The organism is Bradyrhizobium sp. T-1, assembly GCF_053592855.1.
Window position 1 is genome coordinate 6,742,645 of the sequence record NZ_CM132115.1, and the last position, 17,678, is coordinate 6,760,322.

The 17,678-nt window shown below is 64.2% G+C and carries 17 protein-coding genes; 3 read left to right on the forward strand and 14 right to left on the reverse strand.

The window, feature by feature from the left end; genetic code table 11:
- Positions 1 to 3: 3 nt before the first annotated feature.
- The 7 genes from ACWAT4_RS32290 to glpD form a co-directional block, all read right to left on the reverse strand.
- Positions 4 to 1,800 carry an ABC transporter substrate-binding protein gene (locus tag ACWAT4_RS32290; protein ID WP_212297500.1) on the reverse strand — a complete coding sequence of 599 codons (1,797 nt, stop codon included), beginning with the start codon at positions 1,798 to 1,800 and terminating at the stop codon, positions 4 to 6.
- A 76-nt stretch (positions 1,801 to 1,876) separates the two neighbouring features.
- The gene (locus ACWAT4_RS32295) at positions 1,877 to 2,206 is read right to left on the reverse strand and encodes a DUF2160 domain-containing protein (RefSeq protein WP_212297499.1); all 330 of its coding nucleotides are present in this window, start codon (positions 2,204 to 2,206) and stop codon (positions 1,877 to 1,879) included.
- A 67-nt stretch (positions 2,207 to 2,273) separates the two neighbouring features.
- The gene (locus ACWAT4_RS32300; RefSeq protein WP_212297498.1) at positions 2,274 to 3,080 is read right to left on the reverse strand and encodes a carbohydrate ABC transporter permease; all 807 of its coding nucleotides are present in this window, start codon (positions 3,078 to 3,080) and stop codon (positions 2,274 to 2,276) included.
- Positions 3,080 to 3,982 carry a carbohydrate ABC transporter permease gene (locus ACWAT4_RS32305; RefSeq protein ID WP_449728999.1) on the reverse strand — a complete coding sequence of 301 codons (903 nt, stop codon included), beginning with the start codon at positions 3,980 to 3,982 and terminating at the stop codon, positions 3,080 to 3,082. The genes ACWAT4_RS32300 and ACWAT4_RS32305 overlap by 1 nt, the downstream gene beginning before the upstream one ends.
- Positions 3,982 to 5,067, reverse strand: coding sequence for an ABC transporter ATP-binding protein (locus ACWAT4_RS32310; RefSeq protein WP_212428048.1), 1,086 nt, complete (start codon positions 5,065 to 5,067; stop codon positions 3,982 to 3,984). Before ACWAT4_RS32310 ends, ACWAT4_RS32305 begins: the two co-directional genes overlap by 1 nt.
- A gap of 12 nt (positions 5,068 to 5,079) precedes the next feature.
- Positions 5,080 to 6,156, reverse strand: a complete 1,077-nt coding sequence (locus ACWAT4_RS32315) for an ABC transporter ATP-binding protein (protein WP_449729000.1) — start codon at positions 6,154 to 6,156, stop codon at positions 5,080 to 5,082.
- The gene (gene glpD, locus ACWAT4_RS32320; RefSeq protein ID WP_449729001.1) at positions 6,153 to 7,703 is read right to left on the reverse strand and encodes a glycerol-3-phosphate dehydrogenase; all 1,551 of its coding nucleotides are present in this window, start codon (positions 7,701 to 7,703) and stop codon (positions 6,153 to 6,155) included. The genes ACWAT4_RS32315 and glpD overlap by 4 nt, the downstream gene beginning before the upstream one ends.
- 231 nt (positions 7,704 to 7,934) lie before the next feature.
- On the opposite strand from glpD, the gene ACWAT4_RS32325 reads away from it, so the two are divergent.
- Together ACWAT4_RS32325 and ACWAT4_RS32330 are read left to right on the forward strand one after the other, a co-directional pair.
- Positions 7,935 to 8,216, forward strand: a complete 282-nt coding sequence (locus ACWAT4_RS32325; RefSeq protein ID WP_212297493.1) for a type II toxin-antitoxin system Phd/YefM family antitoxin — start codon at positions 7,935 to 7,937, stop codon at positions 8,214 to 8,216.
- Positions 8,213 to 8,638, forward strand: coding sequence for a type II toxin-antitoxin system VapC family toxin (locus tag ACWAT4_RS32330; protein WP_212428049.1), 426 nt, complete (start codon positions 8,213 to 8,215; stop codon positions 8,636 to 8,638). The genes ACWAT4_RS32325 and ACWAT4_RS32330 overlap by 4 nt, the downstream gene beginning before the upstream one ends.
- Before the next feature lie 4 nt (positions 8,639 to 8,642).
- On the opposite strand, the gene ACWAT4_RS32335 is transcribed toward ACWAT4_RS32330, so the two are convergent.
- Both ACWAT4_RS32335 and ACWAT4_RS32340 read right to left on the reverse strand, forming a co-directional pair.
- Positions 8,643 to 9,491, reverse strand: a complete 849-nt coding sequence (locus ACWAT4_RS32335; protein ID WP_212297491.1) for a DeoR/GlpR family DNA-binding transcription regulator — start codon at positions 9,489 to 9,491, stop codon at positions 8,643 to 8,645.
- 90 nt (positions 9,492 to 9,581) lie between these two features.
- Positions 9,582 to 10,256: an HAD family hydrolase gene (locus tag ACWAT4_RS32340; RefSeq protein WP_212447333.1), complete on the reverse strand. Its 675-nt coding sequence runs from the start codon at positions 10,254 to 10,256 to the stop codon at positions 9,582 to 9,584.
- A 154-nt stretch (positions 10,257 to 10,410) separates the two neighbouring features.
- On the opposite strand from ACWAT4_RS32340, the gene ACWAT4_RS32345 reads away from it, so the two are divergent.
- Complete coding sequence (locus ACWAT4_RS32345; RefSeq protein ID WP_212447332.1) at positions 10,411 to 10,863, forward strand: nuclear transport factor 2 family protein; 453 nt, start codon at positions 10,411 to 10,413, stop codon at positions 10,861 to 10,863.
- Positions 10,864 to 11,092: 229 nt separating this feature from the next.
- On the opposite strand, the gene ACWAT4_RS32350 is transcribed toward ACWAT4_RS32345, so the two are convergent.
- The 5 genes from ACWAT4_RS32350 to ACWAT4_RS32370 form a co-directional block, all read right to left on the reverse strand.
- Positions 11,093 to 11,284 carry a hypothetical protein gene (locus ACWAT4_RS32350; protein ID WP_212297489.1) on the reverse strand — a complete coding sequence of 64 codons (192 nt, stop codon included), beginning with the start codon at positions 11,282 to 11,284 and terminating at the stop codon, positions 11,093 to 11,095.
- 221 nt (positions 11,285 to 11,505) lie between these two features.
- Entirely contained in the window at positions 11,506 to 11,916 is a 411-nt protein-coding gene (locus ACWAT4_RS32355) for an acyl-CoA thioesterase (protein ID WP_212297488.1), read from the reverse strand.
- 7 nt (positions 11,917 to 11,923) lie between these two features.
- Entirely contained in the window at positions 11,924 to 14,020 is a 2,097-nt protein-coding gene (locus ACWAT4_RS32360) for a 3-hydroxyacyl-CoA dehydrogenase NAD-binding domain-containing protein (RefSeq protein WP_449729002.1), read from the reverse strand.
- A 2-nt stretch (positions 14,021 to 14,022) separates the two neighbouring features.
- The gene (locus ACWAT4_RS32365) at positions 14,023 to 15,306 is read right to left on the reverse strand and encodes an acetyl-CoA C-acetyltransferase (protein ID WP_449729003.1); all 1,284 of its coding nucleotides are present in this window, start codon (positions 15,304 to 15,306) and stop codon (positions 14,023 to 14,025) included.
- Complete coding sequence (locus ACWAT4_RS32370) at positions 15,306 to 17,573, reverse strand: acyl-CoA dehydrogenase (RefSeq protein ID WP_449729004.1); 2,268 nt, start codon at positions 17,571 to 17,573, stop codon at positions 15,306 to 15,308. Before ACWAT4_RS32370 ends, ACWAT4_RS32365 begins: the two co-directional genes overlap by 1 nt.
- Between the last annotated feature and the right edge of the window lie 105 nt (positions 17,574 to 17,678).

The following is a 17,678-nucleotide window of genomic DNA, read 5'->3' on the forward strand; positions in this document are numbered from 1 at the left end:
CGCTTACTGCAGCGAGGCGCGCTTGGGCGGGGTGGCCGGCCACGACTTGATCAGCGTGTCGTAGTCGATCGTTTCGCCCTTCGGCTTCTCGTTGGCGAGCTTGCGCTGCGGCGCGATGGTGCCGTCCTTCTGGGCCTTGGCGAACCAGAATTCAGCCGACTCCTTCTTGTGCAGCTTCGGACCGCAGGCGCCCTGCACGCCCGACTTCTCGATACGCTCCATGACGGAGTCTTGCGCGGCGGCAAGAGCATCCATCGCGGCTTGCGGCGTCTTCGCACCGGACGACGCGTCGCCGATGTTCTGCCACCAGAGCTGAGCAAGCTTCGGATAGTCAGGCACGTTGTTGCCGGTCGGGGTCCACTGCACGCGCGCGGGCGAGCGGTAGAACTCGATCAGGCCGCCGAGCTTCGGCGCACGCTCGGTGAACGATTTGTCCCAGATGTCGGATTCACGAATGAAGGTGAGACCGACATGGCTCTTCTTCAGCGACACCGTCTTGGAGACGATGAACTGGAGATACAGCCAGGCTGCCTTGCGGCGATCCGCCGGGGTCGACTTCAGAAGCGTGAGCGAACCCGCGTCCTGGTAGCCGAGCTTCATGCCTTCCTTCCAGTACGAACCGTGCGGCGACGGAGCCATACGCCATTTCGGCGTACCGTCCGCGTTCATCACGGCGATGCCCGGCTTCACCATGTCGGCGGTGAAGGCGGTGTACCAGAACATCTGCTGGGCGATATTGCCCTGCGCCGGAACCGGACCCGACTCAGAGAACGTCATGCCCTGCGCCTGCGGGGGAGCGTACTTCTTCATCCACTCCAGGTACTTGGTGATCGAGTAGACGGCAGCCGGACCGTTGGTGTCGCCACCACGCTCGATCGACGAACCGACCGGGCGGCAGCCTTCCATGCGGATGCCCCACTCGTCGACCGGCAGACCGTTCGGAATGCCCTTGTCGCCGTTACCCGCCATCGAGAGCCAGGCGTCGGTGAAACGCCAGCCGAGCGACGGGTCCTTCTTGCCATAGTCCATATGGCCGTAGACCTTGACGCCGTTGATCTCCTTGATGTCGTTGGTGAAGAACTCGGCGATGTCTTCATACGCCGACCAGTTCACGGGCACGCCGAGATCGTAGCCATACTTGGCCTTGAACTTGGCCTTGTAGTCGGGGTTGGTGAACCAGTCGTAGCGGAACCAATAGAGGTTCGCGAACTGCTGGTCGGGCAGCTGATAGAGCTTGCCGTCCGGCGCGGTGCCGAACGACTTGCCGATGAAGTCGTTGACGTCGAGCATGGGATCGGTGACGTCCTTGCCCTCGCCGGTCATGTAGTCCGACAGCGCGATGGTCTGGCCGTAGCGGAAGTGTGTGCCGATCAGGTCGGAGTCATTGATCCAGCCGTCATAGACGTTCTTGCCCGACTGCATCTGGGTCTGAAGCTTCTCGACGACGTCACCTTCCTGGATGATGTCGTGCTTGAGCTTGATGCCGGTCAGCTCGGAGAACGCCTTGGCGAGCGTCTGCGACTCGTATTCGTGGGTCGCGATGGTCTCGGAGACGACGTTGATCTCCATGCCCTTGAAAGGCTCAGCTGCCTTCGCGAACCACTCCAGTTCCTTCTTCTGGTCGTCCTTCGAAATCGTCGAAGGCTGGAATTCCGCAATCCACTTCTGGATGGCGGCATCGTCGGCGGCGCGAACCGGCGCCGAGGCAGCGAACGCGGTGGCGAGAATGGCCGCGGCGCTCGATACGGTCAGAAAGCTAATCTTGGTCAATGGACCTTTCCTTCTCCTAAACTGTCGCATGTTGTTCCTCCGTTGCAGCGACAAACTTTTATACAGGCCCGGGTTGCCCCCGGATCTGGCCGTCCCTTCGCGAGCTTCAGACCGTGCGAAAAATGAGCACGGCCGTCACCAGCGAAATTCCACTTGCGAGCCACAGGCTCGAAATCTCGATCCCCTCCTCACCGATTGGCAGCGACGTGATCGGGTCGGTGCCGACCAAGCCGATCCACACCAGGTGAATGACGGCAGCCGCGATCAGCGAGATGAACAGGCGATCGCCGCGCGTAGTCGGAATGCTGAGCACACCGACGCGTTCGGCTTCGGGATAGACGGACGCGAGCCACGTCATCACGAGAAGCGTGCAGGCGAGCGCGGCGAAGAAGATCGCCGTCGGCAGCGTCCAGGCCATCCATGCGATGGATTCCATATGCTCTTACTCCTTTCGCATGATCTGGTCCGAACACCGGTTTCCACTTTTCGGGATCATGCGAGCCTCAGACCCGGCCGAGCGCGAAGCCGCGCGCGATGTAGTTGCGGACGAACCAGATCACCAGCGCGCCCGGAATGATGGTGAGCACGCCGGCCGCTGCCAGTAGGCCCCAATCCATGCCGGCCGCCGACACCGTGCGCGTCATGATCGCCGCGATCGGCTTGGTCTGCACCGAGGTCAGCGTCCGCGCCAGCAGCAGCTCGACCCAGGAGAACATGAAGCAGAAGAAGGCGGCCACGCCGATGCCGCTCGCGATCAGCGGCACCAGGATCCGGACGAAGAAGCGCGGGAAGGAATAGCCATCGAGGAAGGCGGTCTCGTCGATCTCGCGCGGCACGCCGGAGACGAAGCCCTCGAGGATCCACACCGCCAGCGGCACGTTGAAGATGCAGTGAGCGAGCGCGACCGCCCACGGCGTATCGAACAGGCCGATCGCCGAATAGAGGTTGAAGAACGGCAGCGCATAGACCGCCGCCGGCGCCATGCGGTTCGACAGCAGCCAGAAGAACAGGTGCTTGTCGCCGAGGAAGCGGTAGCGCGAGAACGCGTAGGCCGCGGGCAACGCCACCGAGATCGAGATGATGGTGTTGAGGATGACGTATTCGAGCGAGTTGATGTAGCCGGAGTACCAGCTCTCGTCGGTGAAGATGCGCTTGTAGTGCTGCAGCGTCGGCGCATGCGGCCACAAGGTCATCGTCGAGACGATCTCGGCGTTGGTCTTGAAGCTCATGTTGACGAGCCAGTAGATCGGCAACAGCAGGAAGATCAGGAACAGCCCCATGATGAGGCGGCGGCCGGGGATCGAGTGCATCACGCGGCTCCTTCCTGGGGTTTCCGATCGCTGCCGGCATTGGTCATGACGGTGTAGAAGATCCAGCAGACGATCAGGATGATCAGATTGTAGACCAGCGAGAGCGCGGCGGCCTTGCCGAGATCGAACTGGCCGAGCGCGATCTTGACGAGCTCGATCGACACGAAGGTGGTCGAATTGCCGGGCCCGCCGCCGGTGACGACGAACGGCTCGGTGTAGATCATGAAGCTGTCCATGAAGCGCAGCAGCACGGCGATCAGGAGCACGCGGTTCATCTTCGGCAGCTGGATCGCCTTGAACACGGCCCAGCGCGAGGCGCCGTCGATCTGGGCAGCCTGATAATAGGCCTCGGGGATCGACTTCAGCCCGGCGTAGCAAAGCAGCGCAACCAGGCTGGTCCAGTGCCAGACGTCCATCACGATGACCGTGACCCAGGCGTCGACGTCGCTGGAGACGTAGTTATAGTCGATGCCGACGGCATTCAGAACGTAGCCGAGCAGGCCGATGTCGGGACGGCCGAAGATCTGCCAGATCGTGCCGACCACGTTCCACGGAATCAACAGCGGCAGCGCGAGGATCACGAGGCAGGCTGCGACCGTCCAGCCCTGCCGCGGCATCGACAGCGCGACGACGATGCCGAGCGGCACCTCGATCGCGAGGATCACCAGCGAGAAGAACAGATTGCGGCCGAGCGAGGCCAGGAAGCGGCCGCCGAGATCGGTCGAGGGGTCGAGCAATTCCTTGAACCAGCCGACGCCGTTCCAGAAGAACTGGTTGTTGCCGAAGGTATCCTGCATCGAATAGTTCACCACCGTCATCAGCGGCAGCACCGCCGAGAAGGCGACGACCAGGAACACCGGCAGCACCAGGAACCAGGCTTTTTGGTTGATGGTCTTGTCCATCAGGCGGCTCCTTCCACCAGAAGGCTGTCGGCGTAGACGTGGATGTGCGCCGGATCGAATTTCAGCCCGGCGTTACCGTCCGGGCTGGTGAAGCCCGCAGGTGCCCGCGCCGCGAGCTTGGCGTCACCGAGACGCGCTCGCGCAAAGCGGATGCGGCCGAGATCGTCGATGCGCTCGATCCTGGCGGTGAGCAGGCCGGGTGTGGGCGCGACGGCCTCGACGAATTCCGGGCGCACGCCGATTTCGATCTTGGCGCCAGCCGGCAGATTGTCGTAAGCGCGGTTGAGCGCGATGACGTGGCCGCCGATCCGCGCTTCGCGCCCCTTCACCTCGGCCGGCAGGATGTTCATGCCGGGCGAGCCGATGAAGTAGCCGACAAAGGTGTGAGCGGGCTTGTCGAACAGCTCGGCCGGCGTGCCGCTCTGCACCACGCGGCCGTCATGCATGACGACGACGGTGTCGGCGAAGGTCAGCGCCTCGGTCTGGTCGTGGGTGACGTAGATCATCGTGAGGTCGAGCTCGCGATGCAGCGCCTTCAGCTTGGAGCGGAGCTGCCATTTCAGCTCAGGATCGATCACCGTCAGCGGCTCGTCGAACAACACGGCGGCGACATCGGAACGGACGAGGCCGCGGCCGAGCGATATCTTCTGCTTGGCGTCGGCGGTCAGCCGCGTCGCCTTGCGGTTCAGATAAGGCTCGAGATCAAGCAGCCGGCCGATCTCGGCGACGCGCTTGTCGATCTCGGCCTTCGGTACGCCGCGGTTCTTCAGCGGAAACGCCAGGTTCTGCCCCACCGTCATGGTGTCGTAGATCACCGGAAACTGGAACACCTGGGCGATGTTGCGCTTCTGGGTTGACAGCAGTGTGATGTCCTGTTCGTCGAACAGGATTTTCCCCCGCGACGGCGTGATGATGCCGGAGATGACGTTGAGCAGCGTGGTCTTGCCGCAGCCGGACGGCCCGAGCAGCGCGTAGGCGCCGCCCTGCCGCCAGGTCATGGTGACCGGCTTCAGCGCAAAGGTCTCCTGCGGCGCATCGTTGCCGCCGTAGGAATGGGCGAGATCGACGAGGTCAATGCGGGCCATGTCGCATCCCTCCTACGATCCAGGCGCAGCGACCAGGCGGTCGGCCGCGTCGAAGACAAAGACATCGTTGGGATCGAGCACGGCATCGATGGTCTGGCCGGGCTCGAACTCGTGCACGCCGTGCAGCACCGCAACCCAGTTCGATCCGTCGCGGGTCAAATGCACGAAACTCTCCGAACCGGTGATCTCGGTCACCGTCACCGTGGCATGGAAGGCGTGGCGATCAGCCTCGCCATTGGCAAGTCCAAGTTGATGGGCGCGGAAACCGACGCGATAGGCGCCGTCGGCCAGCGACGAATAGAGGCCCGAGGCCGGCGACGCCGTGCCGCCGGCGTAAGCAACTTGCCCGTTCTTCTTCTCGATGCCGACGAGGTTGAGCGGCGGATCGGAGAACACCTGGGCGACGCGCAGCGTCTGCGGCCGGCGATAGACATTGGAGGTCTCGCCGATCTGCAGCGCCTGGCCTTCCCACATGCAAACCGTGTTGCCGCCAAGCAGCAGCGCCTCGGTCGGCTCGGTGGTTGCATAGACGAAGATCGCGCCGGAGGCCTCGAAGATGCGCGGCAGCTCGGCGCGCAGTTCCTCGCGCAGCTTGTAGTCGAGGTTGGCGAGCGGCTCGTCGAGCAGCACGAGATCGGCGTCCTTGACCAGTGCGCGCGCGATCGCGGCGCGCTGCTGCTGGCCGCCGGAAAGCTGGAGCGGCGTGCGCTTCAGGAACGGCTCGAGCCGCAGCAGCTTGGCGGCTTCCGCCACCCGCGTCTCGATCTCCTCGCGCGGCTTGCCTTGCACGCGCAGGGGCGATGCGATGTTCTCGTAGACCGTGAGCGAGGGGTAATTGATGAACTGCTGATAGACCATCGCGACCGAACGCTGGCGCACGTCGGCGCCGGTGACGTCCTTGCCGTTGACGAGCACCTTGCCCGTGGTCGGCTTGTCGAGGCCGGCAAGCAGCCGCATGATCGAGGTCTTGCCGGACAGCGTCGGCCCCAGCAGCACGTTCAGCGTGCCGCTCTCGAGCGTCAGCGAGACGTCGCGGATGTGCTGGACCCCATCGACGGTCCGGGTCACATGATCGAGTGTCACGCTCATGAGCGTCCTCCTGCTTCCAGCAGCGGACTTTGCGACACGGCGTGGGTCCTGATCCAGTCGTCCAGGGCGGCAATTTCGTCGGCGGATAGCCGCAGACCGAGCTTGGAGCGGCGCCAGACAATATCCTCGGCGGTCACCGCCCATTCATTGGTCATCAGGTAGCGAACCTCGCGTTCGGTCAGTGTTGCGCCAAAGGCCTGGCCGAGATCGGCCGCCGACTTGGCGTCGCCGAGCAATTTGATGGCGCGGGTGCCATAGGCGCGCGCGAGGCGTCGCGCATGCTCATGGCTCAGGAAGGGATAGCCGCGCTGGATCTCGGCGATCAGGCCGTCGACGGCCGACACGTCCATGTCGCCACCGGGCAGCGGCCATTTGCCGGTCCAGCCTTCGCGCGCTTTCGCACTGCGAAGGTAGGGCGCGAGCCGCTCCAGCGCCTCTTCGGCGAGGCGGCGATAGGTCGTGATCTTGCCGCCATAGATCGAGAGCAGAGGCACGCCGCCCGGCGTGTCGAGCTCGAACACATAATCGCGGGTCGCAGCCTTGGCCTCGCTGGCGCCGTCGTCATAGAGCGGCCGCACGCCGGAATAGGTCCAGACCACGTCCTCCGGCGTCACCGGCTTGGCGAGATATTCGCTTGCGGCTGCGCAGAGATATTGGATCTCCTCCGCCGTCGCCTTCACCTTGGCGGGATCGCCGTCATAGTCGCGGTCGGTGGTGCCGATCAGGGTGAAGTCGTCCTGATAGGGGATGACGAAGATGATGCGGCCGTCGGCGTTCTGGAACATGTAGGCGCGATCGTGGTCGTAGAGCTTCTTGACCACGATGTGCGAGCCTTGCACCAGGCGCACTTTCGCTTTCGCGTTGACGCCGGCACCGCGCCCGAGCACGTCCTCGACCCAGGGACCGCCGGCATTGACCAGCGCGCGGGCCTGGATCTGCGAGCGCGCGCCGGTCAGCGTGTCGACCATGCCGACGGTCCAGACGCCGTCGGACTGCTTGATATCCGTCGCGCGGGTGCGGGTGCGGATCTCGGCGCCCTTGTCCGCGGCATCGCGCGCATTGAGCACGACCAGGCGGGCGTCATCGACGAAGCAGTCGGAATATTCGAATGCGCGGGCGTAGCGATTCGGGATCAGCGGCCGGCCGACCTCGTCGCGCCGGAGATCAAGGGAACGCGTCGCCGGCAACAAGTGACGGCCGCCGATGTGATCGTAAAGGAACAGGCCGAGGCGCAGCAGCCAGGCCGGGCGCAGGCCCGCGTGATGCGGCAAGACGAAACGCAGGGGACGGATGATGTGGGGCGCGATGCCCCAGAGAATCTCGCGCTCGATCAGCGCTTCGCGGACCAGCCGGAACTCGTAATATTCGAGATAGCGCAAGCCGCCGTGCACCAGCTTGGTCGACCAAGACGACGTCCCGCTCGCCAGATCGTTCATTTCGCACAGGAAAACAGTGTTGCCGCGGCCCACCGCGTCACGCGCGATGCCGCAACCGTTAACACCGCCTCCAATGATGGCGAGGTCGAAAATACGCTCCAACAGACGCATCCCCCGTGCGACCGCTCGTTCAATCGAGCGGCTACTTTCGTTTTTGATTAGATCACACCGAAAAACGAAAGCAAGACGAAAGAGAGGGGAAGAGAAGTGAAAATGGAACTTTTTGTTGGGCAGTTCGCCCTCGAAATGGGCGTCTGAAATGATGATCCGGGGCGCAGCGGCACACTTGAATAGTCACCTTCACTATATATAGTCACAATAGTCATATTGGTTCTATTCGGCATGACAGACCGTAGCAGTGCTCCCGATTCGCCACCGACCGACACTTGGACACTCGCCAAGGCCAAGGCACGCCTGTCCGAGGTGGTCGACCGCGCCCAAACCGGTCCACAGATCATCACCCGTCACGGCAGGCCCAACGCCGTGGTCATTTCCGCCGAAGAATGGGCGCGAAAGACCACGCGCAAAGGGACGCTCGCCGAATTCCTGCTGGCTTCACCGCTGCGCGGTGCGGACCTCGAGCTTGAGCGCGTGCAAGACGAACCGCGCGACGAGACGCCGTGAACCTGCTCCTTGACACCAATGTGCTGTCGGAGGTTCGGCGGCCAGCGCCTTCTCCAAAAATTATGGCCTGGCTTGACACGGTCGATGAGGATCGCGCGTTCATTAGCGTTGCCTCAATTGCCGAACTTCGCCGCGGCATCGCACTACTAGATGATAGCCGCCGGCGCGCGGCGCTGACCGCCTGGCTCGCCCATGATTTGCCGGCTCGGTTTGCAGGGCGCATCCTGCCGATCGACCATGCGGTCGCCGAGCGCTGGGGCGATCTGATGGCGCAGAGCCGCCGCAGCGGCGTTGCATTGTCCGTGATGGACGGCTTCTTCGCGGCGACCGCTCTCGTCCAAAATCTCACGCTCGTGACGCGCAACATGAAGGATTTTGCGGCCTTTGGCGTTCCCCTGCTCAACCCATGGAACGCCACCTGAGACGCTAGCGCAGCCGCACCACCGGCGCTGCTTCTGGCGCGGCATCCTGCGCATCGGCCTGGGTTTCGTCGATATCCCCCGCCCCCTTCGGCATCGCCGCCATCACCTCAATGCCCTTGCTATGGCAGATGGTGGCGAGGCGCTCGGGCAGCTCCTGATCGGTGACGAAGGTCTGGATCTGGCTGATATGGGCGATGCGAACCGGCGCGCTGCGGCGAAGTTTCGTGGAATCGGCCACCAGCATGACGCTGCGGGCATTGGCGATGATGGCCTGCGCCACCTGCACCTCGCGATAGTCGAAGTCGAGCAGCGCGCCCTCCTCGTCGATCGCGGAGGCGCCGATGATGGCGTAGTCGACCTTGAACTGGCCAATCAGCTGCGTTGCGGTCGAGCCGACCACGGCGCCGTCGGCGCGCCGCACCGTGCCGCCGGCGACCACCACCTCGATCCGGGGATGACGGTAGAGCAGCATGGCGACGTTGAGATTGTTGGTGATGACGAGCAGGTCCTCATGCGAAGTCAGCGCGCTCGCCACCTCCTCCGTCGTCGTGCCGATGTTGATGAAAAGCGAGCAGCCGTTCGGGATCAACGAGGCTGCGGCCGCGCCAATCGCCTTCTTCTCGTCGGCGGCGACGAAGCGGCGCGCCTCGTAGGCGAGATTTTCGACGCCGGAAGCGATGATGGCGCCGCCATGGACGCGGGTCAGCGAGCGGCGCTCGCAGAGATCGTTGAGGTCCTTGCGGATGGTCTGCGCCGAGACTTCGAAGCGGCGCGCCAGCTCCTCGACCATGACGCGGCCGGAGGCGCGGGCGATGTTGAGAATTTCGGCTTGGCGATGGGTCAATCCGGTCACGGCAATGGCCTCAAATCAGAATGGTGCATGGTGCGGCGGTTCGGGCGCGCGGTCAATGCGCGCGCCGATCACGGTTAATGGATCAAACCTTCACCACGCCATCGCGCACGCGAGCCGCGCGAGCAGCGCGGGATCGTCGAAAGCGCTCGCGGAGGCGACCGCGCCTGATCCAATAAGGTCAGCGTCGCTGAGGCTGGTCCGGATGCCGATGGTCGGAATACCGGCAGCGGTGGCCGACTGCACCCCGGAGCGTGAATCCTCGAACGCGATCGAGGCGGCCGCGCCGGCGCCGACGAAGCGCAAGCCCTCCTGGTATGGCAGCGGATGCGGCTTGCCATGCGGCAGTTCGTCGCCGATGACAAGGGCCTTGAAGCGATGCGTGATGCCGAGGCCGGACAACAGCAGCTCGGCGTTGAGACGCGGCGCGTTGGTGACAGCGACCATGGGAATGCCGGCGCCATCCGCCCGGTCGAGCAGTGCCATCAGGCCAGGCAGCGGCTCGATCTGCCCCGAGACCAGCGTCCGGAACACTTCTTCTTTCTCGCCAAGAATCGCAGCGCGCCGCTCCAGCGTTTCGTCGGGCAGAAAGCGCTCTCCGATCGACACATTGGCAAAACCCTGCAGCTCCCTTGAGAAGCGCGCGTGGTCGAAGACATGGCCGCGGGGACCGAGCACCTGGTTGAACGCTTTCAGATGCAACGGGTCGGTATTGGCAAGCGTGCCGTCGATATCGAACAGCAATGCCCTGCCGAGAGTCTCGATCATGTCCGTACTTTCCCAAATGCGCGATGCATCGATGCGGAAGACGTATCAATACAGCCCCGCGCGCGCAATGACGCACGCACATGACGGCTACGCGCCACTCGACAAAGCCGCGCGCGGCTGCAACACTCCGTACAAGATCAAAAAGGAGGAAACGATGACGATCAATCGACGCGATCTGGCTCTCTCAACCTTCGCTATTTCCGCGCTTGCGCTCGCAACACCGGCGCTTGCCGTTTCGGCGGAGGAAGACGCCGTGGCGAAGAAGGTCGAAGCCTTCCGCCTCGCCCAGATCGCGGCCGATCCCAAGGCGCTCGGCGCGCTGTGCTGGGACGACCTGAGCTACAGTCATTCCAGCGGCAAGGTCGAGGACAAGGCGACCTTCGTCACCAACGCCACCGACGGCAAATCAAAATTCCTGTCGATCGAATACAAGGATCCGACCATCAAGGTCGTCGGCCCGGCCGCGATCGTACGCTTCCACTGGATCGCGGAACAGGAGATGGCGGCCGATGGGAAAAAAGTGCCGACCAACCTTCACATCCTGATGAACTGGCAGAAGCAGGGCGACGAGTGGAAGCTGTTGTCGCGGGCCGCAACGAAGTTGTGATGACGACGCTTACCCTCTCTCCTTGTGGGAGAGGGTGGCTGCGCCGCGCAGCGGCGAGACGGGTGAGGGATATCTATCCTCGCGAACGATCTGCAGTTGGAGAGATACCCCTCACCCGGCGCTTCGCGCCACCTTCTCCCACAAGGGGAGAAGAGAAAGTGCAGCGGGATCAAGGGCTGCAAAATTTTCCGACCGCGCGTTGCGCACCCCGGAATGACGCGAGCGGCGCTTACGCCGCCTCCCTCACGTCGCCATTCACCAGCTTGCGCGCAGCGCGCTCGGCTTCGCGGGCGTTGCGGAAGAGTTGGCCTTCGAGGCGATTGAATTGGTGAGACGAGGCGAAGAAGCAGTAGCCGCCATGACCGCGAACGACGATGCCCGCGGTCTCCGAGTTCACTTCGATAATGTAGCTGTCCGGCATGACCCGTGGATTCCTCAGTGCGGGCAAATAACGGCATGTCTGCCCAAAGGTTCCAAGGGCAAATCAACCGGTTTCCACCCCGAATCGACGGGGTATTCAGTACGATGAGACCTCATCCGTTTTATGACTGGTTGTTGGCGAAGGCGCGACGCGTTGACTCAGTCGCGCCGCGTTTGGCGCGCTGCAACTGTTCGTGAGATGGGACAGTGCGCCGCGCGCGACTACGTCGCGATGGGTGTTTCGGTCGAGCGCACTTCCTGCGGGCGGCCGTGCTCGTCGATCGAGACGTAGGTAAAATTGCCATCGGTGACAAGGAACGGATGCTCCTCTCCGCGCCGCAGCGCCCAGGCTTCCAGATGCACCGTCATCGAGGTGCGGCCGACGCGAACGAGATTGGCATACACGGAGACGAGATCGCCGACATAGACCGCCTTGCGAAAATTCATCGCCTCGATCGCAACCGTGACCGTGCGTGATTTCGCGACCTTCGAGGCGAACACGCCGCCGCCGACGTCCATCTGGCTGAGCAGCCAACCGCCAAAGATGTCGCCATTTGCGTTGGTGTCGGCGGGCATCGCCAGCGTGCGGATGCAGAGATCGCCGCGCGGCGCGGAGTCGGACTTCTCGGTCATGTGGCTCTCACTTGAAATTGTCCCAGCCCGGGTCGGGCGCGAAGCGTTCGCCGAATCGCTCGGCCAGCGCCCGCAAGGTGGATACGACATTCTCCACGCCGCGTGTGCGCGCATAGTTCAGCGGACCCCCGCGGAACGGTGCATAGCCCGTGCCGAAGATCATGGCGCCGTCGACCGCATCGGGATCCTCAACGATGCCTTCGCGCAGGCACGCGACGCAGACATTGGACATCGGCAGCACCAGGCGATCGATCATCTGGTCGGTGACGCGCGGCCCGGTCTCGGGAAGCTGTGCCTTCTCCGCCTTGCCGTCCTTCCAGCCATAGAAACCCTTGCCGGTCTTGCGGCCAAGCTCGCCCTTGGCGACCTTCTCGCGCAGCCAGGCCGGCGTCGGCGGCAGCAGATCGCCGAATTTGGTGCGCAGCATGTCGCCGACATCGAGACAGATGTCGAGCCCGACCTGGTCGGCCAGCTCGATCGGCCCCATCGGCATGCCGAATTGTTCGGCCGCGGCGTCGATCAGACGCTGGTCGGTCTTCTCGTCCAGCATCACCATCGCTTCCAGCATGTAGGGCGTCAGCACGCGGTTGACGAGGAAGCCGGGCGAGCTTTTCACGGACAATGGCAAACGGTCGATTGCGCCGACAAAGGCGAGGGCCTCTTTCAGTACCTGCGCATCATTGCCGTCATGGCTGACGACCTCGACCAGCTGAAGCCGCGATACCGGATTGAAGAAATGCAGGCCGACCAGCCGCTCCGGCCGCGCCAGCGTGGTGCGCAGATCCTGCAGCGGAATGCTCGACGTGTTGGTCGCAAGGATCGCGCCCGGCTTCATCCTGGGCTCGAGGCCAGCATAGACCTTCTGCTTGAGCTCGAGCTTTTCCGGCACCGCCTCGATGATGAGATCGGCGTTGCGGACCCCCTCGCCGTCCAGGTCCGGGATCAGGCGATCGAGCGCGTCGCGCACCTCGGTCGGCTTGCGGATGAATTTTCCATAGAGCTCGGCCGCGCGCTTCACCGCGCCTGCGATCGGCTCCGCCTTCATGTCGGCAAGCGAGACGCGCAGCCCCTGCCCGGCTACCCAAGCCGCGATGTCGCCGCCCATGGCGCCGGCGCCGATGACGTGCACCTGCTTGACGTTGTTGCCGGCGCCTGCCGCCTTCTTCATCTGCTCGCGCAGGAAGAACACGCGGATCAGATTCTGCGCGGTTGGCGTCACCATCAATCTTGCGAACGAGGCCTGCTCCGCCTTGAGCATCGCCGCCTTGCTGCCGCCATGCGCCTCCCAGAGATCGATCAGCGCGTAGGGGGCGGGATAATGCTCGCGGGGCGCAGCCTTCGCCGCCTCTGAGCGCATGCGCTTGGCAAGCAACCCGCGTACCGGGCCGAGATTGGCCGCGCGCGTCAGGAAGCCTGGACGTGCTCGCTTCAGCCGGCCGAATAGCGCGTCCTTGACGGCGCCCTGGACGTGGCGCTCCTGCGTCACGCTATCGACGAGGCCGAGCGCTTTGGCGCGGCGCGCATCGATGGTGCGCCCGGTCAGCATCAGCGCCATCGACTGGGTCGGATTGACCAGCGCGGTGAAGCGCGCAGTGCCGCCGAGGCCGGGATGCAGACCCAGCATCACCTCCGGAAAGCCGAAGCGCGTGCCGTCGATGGCGATGCGCGACTGGCAGGCGAGCGCAACCTCGAGCCCGCCGCCGAGGCAGAAGCCGTGGATGACCGCGACCGTCGGCAGCTTCAGCGCTTCCAGATGATCGACCACCGCATGCGCGGCTCGGATGCGGGTTTCCACCATCTCGGGATCGCTGGCGCCGCGGAATTCGTTGACGTCGGCGCCGGCAATGAAGCCGGACAATTTTGCCGAGCGGATCACGAGGCCGGCCGGGCGCTCGGTCTCGATCGCCGCGAGCACGGCGTCGAACTCCTCCATCACGTCGGAGGACAGCGTGTTGGCGCTCACGTCCGCGCGGTCGAACAGCAGCCAGGCAACGCCGTCGGCATCACGCGTCAACTTGAAGTGCTTGTAAGGGCTGTCGGTTGCGGGCTGCGGCCCCAGCGTGAGGACGCGGTCGCCGAGCGCGGTCATGATCTTCGAGTCCATGGTCACACCGCCTCGATCAGCATGGCACCGCCGAGTCCGCCGCCGATGCATTCGGTGGCGATTCCACGTCGTGTGCCGAGCCGCTTCATCGCATTGACGAGATGCAGCACGATGCGGTTGCCTGATGTGCCGACGGGATGGCCGAGCGAGATGGCGCCGCCATCGACATTGAGCTTGTCGCGATCGATCTCGCCGGCAGCGCCATCGAGTCCAAGTATCTCGCGGCAGAACCTTTCGTCGTTCCAGGCAGCGAGGCAACCAAGCACTTGCGTTGCGAAGGCCTCGTTCAGCTCCCAGGTCTCGACGTCCTGGAGCGTGAGATTGTTGCGGGTCAGGAGCGGCGTCGCCGACATCACCGGACCAAGGCCCATGACGCTGGGATCGAGCGCAGCCCAGTTGCTGTCGACGATTGCGGCCTTCGGCGTGAGCTTGTGCTTGGCCACCGCCGCGTCGGAAGCCAAAATCACCCAGGACGCGCCGTCGGTGATCTGCGAGGAATTGCCGGCGGTGACCTGCCCCCAGGGACGCTCGAACACCGGCCGGAGCTTTGCCAGTGTCTCGGCGGTGGAGTCCGGCCGCACGCCATCGTCATGATCGAAGAATTTTCCGTCGCGGGAGAACGCGGTCTCGACCTCGCCTTTCAAGAAACCTTCCGCTTGCGCATGCGCGAGTCGCCGATGGCTCTCGGCAGCATAAGCATCGGACTGGGCGCGGGTGATGCCGAAGAGATGGCCGACGACCTCGGCGGTCTGTCCCATGTTGAGTTCGGTGATGGGATCGGTCAGTCCGCGCTCCAGCCCGATGATCGGCTTGAGATAGCGCGGCCGCAGCTTGAACGCGGCGGCGAGCTTCGCGGCCAGGCCTTTGGCCGCGGCAAGGCCGGCGAACCAGCGCACGCCTGAATTCGGCCAGACCAGCGGCGCGTGGCTGAGCGCCTCGGTGCCGCCGGCCAAAATCATGTCGGCATGGCCTTCGCGGATGTAGCGATAGGCGGTGTCGATCGACTGCATGCCCGAGCCGCAATTGATCTGCACGGTGAAGGCGACCATGTCCTCGCCCATGCCAAGCCGGAGCGCGGCGACGCGGGCCGGGTTCATCTCGCCGGCGATGACGTTGACGCAGCCGAGGATGACCTGGTCGAAATCAGCCGGAGAGAACGGCTGGCGCGCCAGCAGCGGCCGTCCGCACTGCACGGCGAGATCAACCGGCGTGAACGGCCCCGGCCCCGAACGCGCCTTCAGAAACGGCGTCCGGCTGCCGTCGACGATGAATACCGGTCGTGCCATCAGCTCGCCGCCCTCTGTTCACCGAGTTCCTGAAAGAACTGATGCACGTCGCGGGTTTTCTTGTAAATCGGCGACAGCGCCTCCGGCGCAAAATCATCGACCTCGATGACTTTTGCGACTGCCTCATGAGCGGTCGCAATCTGTTCGCCCTCGGCCTGCGTGATCACGCCCTTGGTGACGGCGTCCTTCCAGTCGCGGATATGCGCGGCGCGCACGCGCTTGACAATGGCGTCGGTCGCCGTGACCAGCTTGAACGCGCGCTCCAACCGGGCGAAGCCGCTGTCGTCATCGACATGCGCGAGATCGGGCGTCAGGCGCTCGCGCGCGGCCGACGGCTCCAGCACCAGGCTTGCACATTGATGCACGATACGGTCGGACGGGCCGAGCACACGCGCGCCGAAGGGCTGGACCACGAGCTTGAGGATCACAGCGACGAAGCGGTTCGGCAGGTTGGCGAGGATTTCGGCCAGCCGGTTCTCGATCGTCTTGAAGCCGGTCGCCATGCACCATTCCAGCGCGGCAAAATCCTCCTGCTGCCGCCCCTCGTCCTGCCAGCGCTTTAGTGCGGCCGAGAGCAGATACAGTTCGGAAAGGATGTCGCCAAAGCGCGCCGACAGCATCTCCTTGCGTTTCAGCGCGCCGCCGAGCGTCAGCAGCGCCAAGTCGGCGCAAAGCGCAAACGCCGCCGAGTAACGCGAGAGCTGGCGATAGAATGGCGTGGCGTCGCCTGCATCGGGCGCGAGCGCGAACACGCCAAAGGTCCAGCTCCGGCCGAAGGCGCGGACCAGCGTCCGGAAACTATGGCCGACATGCTTCCAGAAGGCCTTGTCGAACGCGGTCAGGCCACGCTCGCGATCAGCGTCGGCGAGCGCATTCATCTCGTCGAGCAGATAGGGATGCGCGCGGATCGCGCCCTGCCCGAACACGATGAGATTACGTGTCAGGATGTTGGCACCCTCGACCGTGATGCCCACGGGCACTGCGCGATGCAGATTGCCGATATAGTTCTGCGGGCCGTCGATCACGGCCTTACCGCCATGGATGTCCATGGCGTCGTCGATCGCGATGCGCATCCGCTCGGTCGCGTGCAGCTTCATGATGCCGGAGATCACGGCGGGATGAACGCCGGCATTCAGCGCCGCGCACGTCAGACGGCGCGCCGCGTCGAGCTGGTAGGCCGTCGCGACGATACGCGCCAGCGGCTCCTCGACGCCCTCGAATTTGGAGATGGAGATGCCGAACTGCTCGCGGATCCGGGCATAGGCGCCGGTGGTGCGGGCCGCATAGGCGGCACCGGCCGCGGAGAGCGAGGGCAGCGAAATGCCGCGGCCGGCGGCGAGCGCCGTCATCAGCATCTTCCAGCCCTGCCCGAGCCGTGCCTTGCCGCCAATGACATAGTCGAGCGGGATGAAGACGTCGCGGCCCCAGTTCGGACCGTTCTGAAACACTTGCATTGACGGCAGATGGCGATGGCCGATCTCGACGCCGGGCAGATTTGTCGGGATCAGTGCCACGGTGATGCCGAGCTCTTCCTGATCGCCAACCAGATGATCGGGATCGTAAGCCTTGAAAGCGAGGCCCAGCAGCGTCGCAACGGGGCCGAGCGTGATATAGCGCTTGTGCCAGTTGAGCCGGAGACCGGTGACCTCGCTGCCCTCGAAATTGCCCTTGCAGATGATGCCGCTGTCGACCATCGAGGCGGCATCGGAGCCGGCCTCCGGACTGGTGAGACCAAAGCAGGGAATGTCGCGGCCATCGGCGAGGCGTGGCAGCCAGCGCTCCTGCTGCTCCCTGGTGCCGAAGCGCATCAGGAGCTCACCGGGCCCGAGCGAGTTCGGCACCATCACGGTGACGGCGGCCGCGATCGATCGGGTCGAGATTTTTCGAACCACTTCGGAATGCGCATAGGGCGAGAAGCCGAGGCCGCCGAACTCCTTGGGAATGATCATGCCGAGGAATTTTTCGCGCTTGATGAAGGCCCAGACCTCCTGCGGCAGGTCGCGCCATTCCCAAAAGATCTTCCACTCGTCGAGCATCGCGCAGAGCGCGTCAACGGGACCGCTGAGGAAGGCCTGCTCCTCGGCCGTCAACGTTGCCTGCGGGATCTTCAGCAGCTTCGACCAATCGGGATTGCCGGTGAAGAGATCGGCGTCCCACCAGACATCACCGGCCTCCAGCGCCTCCCGCTCGGTGTCGGACATCGCCGGCAGCACACCACGCGCCCAGGAGAAGATCGGCTTTGTGATTTTGTCGCGGCGGAAGCTCATGGCGGACCTCATGCAACGGCGCGGTTATCTGGCATTTTAGCGGAAAGTGGCCGGGCTGAGTGAACATCTCGGCGGCAAAATGATGCGAATTGACGCGGCCGGGCG